3 protein-coding genes and 1 pseudogene are annotated in these 3,286 nt (G+C 72.5%); 2 read left to right on the top strand and 2 right to left on the bottom strand.

Annotation, left to right across the window (positions count from 1 at the left end; all coding sequences use genetic code 11):
- A pseudogene (locus SSNG_RS05640) lies at positions 1-275 on the top strand (exonuclease); the annotation flags it as partial.
- A 7-nt stretch (positions 276-282) separates the two neighbouring features.
- Here SSNG_RS05640 and SSNG_RS05635 read toward each other — a convergent pair.
- Positions 283-729, bottom strand: a complete 447-nt coding sequence (locus SSNG_RS05635; RefSeq protein ID WP_007262840.1) for an Lrp/AsnC family transcriptional regulator — start codon at positions 727-729, stop codon at positions 283-285.
- A gap of 94 nt (positions 730-823) precedes the next feature.
- On the opposite strand from SSNG_RS05635, the gene SSNG_RS05630 reads away from it, so the two are divergent.
- On the top strand, positions 824-1,339 hold the full coding sequence (locus tag SSNG_RS05630) for a rhodanese-like domain-containing protein (protein WP_007262839.1): 516 nt from the start codon (positions 824-826) through the stop codon (positions 1,337-1,339).
- Positions 1,340-1,415: 76 nt separating this feature from the next.
- Here SSNG_RS05630 and SSNG_RS05625 read toward each other — a convergent pair whose 3' ends face one another.
- A complete protein-coding gene (locus SSNG_RS05625) occupies positions 1,416-3,125 on the bottom strand; it encodes a DUF885 domain-containing protein (protein WP_007262838.1) in 1,710 nt (569 codons plus the stop codon).
- Positions 3,126-3,286 lie beyond the last annotated feature (161 nt).

The raw sequence follows: 3,286 nt of genomic DNA, 5'->3' as shown, positions 1-3,286 counted from the left end.
TCGCCCTCGCCCTGGGCCTGGCCGACGTGGTCACCGACGAGGCCGGCGGCATGCGCCTGGACACCCTCTTCATCGACGAGGGCTTCGGCAGCCTCGACGACCAGGCACTGGACGAGGTGCTCGACGTACTGGACTCGCTGCGCGAGCGGGACCGCAGCGTCGGCATCGTCAGCCACGTCGGCGACCTGCGCACCCGGGTCCAGGCGCAGCTGGAGATCGTCAAGCAGCGCGGCGGCTCGGTGGTGCGCCACCGCACGGCGGGCGTCACGGACTGAGCGGGCGTCACGGACTGAGCGGGCGGCGGGCGAGCGGGGAGGAGTACACGACGCTGGTGGTCACCGGGCCCAGCCCGGCGATCCGGCCCGTGACCTCCTCCAGGTGGGCCATCGAGCGGGCGGCCACCTTGAGGACGAAGCAGTCGTCGCCGGTCACGTGGTGGGCCTCCAGGATCTCGGAGGTGGCCTCCAGGAAGTCGTGGAACGGCTTGTAGTTGCCGTGCGGGTAGCGCAGCCGCACCAGGGCCAGGATCGCCTTGCCCAGCTTCTCGTGGTCGACCACCGCCGTGTAGCCGGTGATGATCCCGGCCTCCTCCAGGCGGCGGACCCGCTCGGTGACGGCGCTCGCGGACATCGAGACGGTGCGGGCGAGTTCGGTGAAGCTGGCGCGGCCGTCCTGCTGGAGCGCCGCGAGGATCCGCCAGTCGGTGGCGTCGGGGGAATAACCGGTCATGGCGGATGTCTAGCAGAGAATTCCCCGGTGGAACATGACATAAGCCGGGGAATCCCACTTCACGGAGTGATCGACAGTTCGTAGATTTTGAGCCATGACGACGACGAACACCACGACCGCCCCCGCCGCCACCGCCAACCCCGTGCTCCGGGTCCCGCCGGCTAGCCCGGCCGCCGCGGCCGCCTACTTCGCCGCCAGCCTGGCCTTCCACGCCGATGTGTCGGACGTCGCCGCCGCGTTCAAGGCCCACCGCGAGCAGGGCGCCGCCCTCGGCTTCCAGCTGATCGACTCCCGCTCCACGCCGTCCTGGGACCAGGCCCACGTGCCCGGCGCGATCCACCTGCCCACCGCGCTGATCCCCGCGCAGGCCGAGAAGCTCCTCGACAAGAACGTCCCCGTGGTGACCTACTGCTGGGGCCCCGGCTGCAACGGCGGCACCCGCTCCGCCCTCGCCCTGGCCGAACTGGGCTTCCAGGTCAAGGAGATGCTCGGCGGCATCGAGTACTGGATCCGCGAGGGCTTCGAGGTCGAGACCTGGGAGGGCAGCCGGCAGCGCGCCGAGGCCGACCCGCTGACCGCCCCCACCGACTCGGACGACTGCGGCTGCTGAACCCGCACCGCCCGCGCGACGACGGAGGGCCGCCCACCCCCCCACCAGGGGGTGCGGGCGGCCCTGCTTCATGCGGTCAGAGCCGCGACAGCTCGTCCAGCAGGTCGTCCAGACCCAGCGAACCCTGGGACAGCGCCGCCATGTGCCACTTCTTCAGGTCGAAGGAGTCACCGTGCGCGGCGCGGGCGTTGTCCCGCCCCAGCAGCCAGGCGCGCTCGCCCAGCTTGTACCCGATGGCCTGGCCGGGCATCGACAGGTAGCGGGTCAGCTCGCTCTCCACGAAGTCCGCCGGCCGGCCGCTGTGCAGGCCGAAGAACTCCTGTGCCAGGTCGACGGTCCAGCGCTCGCCCGGGTGGAACGGCGAGTCCGCCGGGATCTCCAGGCCCAGGTGCATGCCGATGTCCACGATCACGCGCGTGGCGCGCATCATCTGGCAGTCCAGGTAGCCCAGCCGCTGCTCGGCGTCCTTGAGGTAGCCGAGCTCGTCCATCAGGCGCTCCGCGTACAGCGCCCAGCCCTCGGCGTTGGCGCTGACGAGGCCCACGGTCGCCTGGTAGCGGGAGAGCTGGTCGGCGACGTGCGTCCACTGCGCGAGCTGCAGGTGGTGGCCCGGAACGCCCTCGTGGTACCAGGTGGAGACCAGGTCGTACACCGGGAAGCGGGTCTGGCCCATCGTCGGCAGCCAGGTCCGTCCCGGCCGGGAGAAGTCCTCGGAGGGGTTGGTGTAGTACGGGGCCGCGGCTCCGCCGGGCGGCGCGATCATCGACTCGACCCGCTTGACCCGCTCGGCGAGCTCGAAGTGGGTGCCGTCGAGGTTCTCGATGGCCTCGTCCATCAGGCCCTGCAGCCACGCGCGGACCTCGTCGACGCCCTCGATGTGGGTGCCGTGCTCGTCCAGGTGGCGCAGCGCGTCCCACGGGTTCGGCTCGCCCGGCAGGATCTTGGCCGCCTCGGCCTTCATCTCCCCGAGCAGCCGGTGGTACTCGGCCCAGCCGTAGGCGTACGCCTCGTCCAGGTCCAGGTCCGTGCCGTTGAAGTAGCGCGACCAGCGGGCGTAGCGCTCGCGGCCCACCGGGTCGGGCGCGCCGGCGACGGCCGGCGCGTACACGTCGCGCATCCAGTCGCGCAGTTCGGCCACGGCGGCCGTCGCGGCGGCCGCCGCCCCGTCCAGTTCCGCGCGCAGGGACTCGGGTCCGGCGGAGGCGAACTCGCCGAAGAAGTCGCGGGAGCCGTCGCCGTCCTGGCCGGCCCAGGTGGTGAGCTGCTCGACGAAGGTGGCGGCGGGGCGCGGGCTGCCGTGCAGGCCGCGTTCCAGGCCGAGGGCGAGGCTCTCGCGGTAGCCGGCGAAGCAGGCCGGTACGGCGCGCAGCCGCTCGGCGATCGCGGACCACTCCTCCTCCGTGTCGGCGGGGGTGAGCGTGAACACCTCCCGGACGGCGTGCGCGGGGGAGTGGATGTTGCTGACGGCCCGCAGGTCCTCGTCGGCCTCGTGCACCGCGAGTTCGGCGTTCAGTCGCTCCCGCAGCAGCCGGGCGCAGCGGCGCTCGGCGTCGGTGTCGGCGCCGGGCAGCCGCTCGGCGGCGTCCAGCCGGGCGAGGGTGGCGCGCAGCAGTTCGCCGAGCGCGGCGCGGCCGGCGGGGGAGTAGTCGGGCAGCCGGCCGGAGCTGGCGGCGACACCGAGATAGGTGCCCTGGATCGGGTCGAGTGCGATGAGGTCGTCGACGTAGGCGTCGGCGACCTGGCGGGGCAGACGCGCTGCGCTGTCGGTCTGGAGGGTGTCTGGCATGCGCACATCTTCGTACGCGGGGGGCGCCTTCGTCATCACCATAACCGCTCAGCCTCCTGACGGAGGGCTGGGCGGCCATGGGCCTAGGGGGTGTCCGCAAAGTGGCCCCGTCCGCTCGGAGGGCGGGGCCCCGCGTCTCCCCCAGCTACCGCTGGGAGGTG

Origin of the sequence: Streptomyces sp. C (genome assembly GCF_000158895.1) — a bacterium.
GTDB classification, from domain to species: Bacteria; Actinomycetota; Actinomycetes; order Streptomycetales; family Streptomycetaceae; genus Streptomyces; species Streptomyces racemochromogenes.
The sequence above is the reverse complement of the archived record's forward strand: the minus strand, read 5'-3'. Positions and strand labels throughout refer to the sequence as shown.

Bases quoted from the DNA above. Each gene is read 5' to 3' on its own strand.
- SSNG_RS05635 (WP_007262840.1), bottom strand. From the start codon at position 729: ATGACCGGTTATTCCCCCGACGCCACCGACTGGCGGATCCTCGCGGCG.
- SSNG_RS05630 (WP_007262839.1), top strand. From the start codon at position 824: ATGACGACGACGAACACCACGACCGCCCCCGCCGCCACCGCCAACCCC.
- SSNG_RS05625 (WP_007262838.1), bottom strand. From the start codon at position 3,125: ATGCCAGACACCCTCCAGACCGACAGCGCAGCGCGTCTGCCCCGCCAG.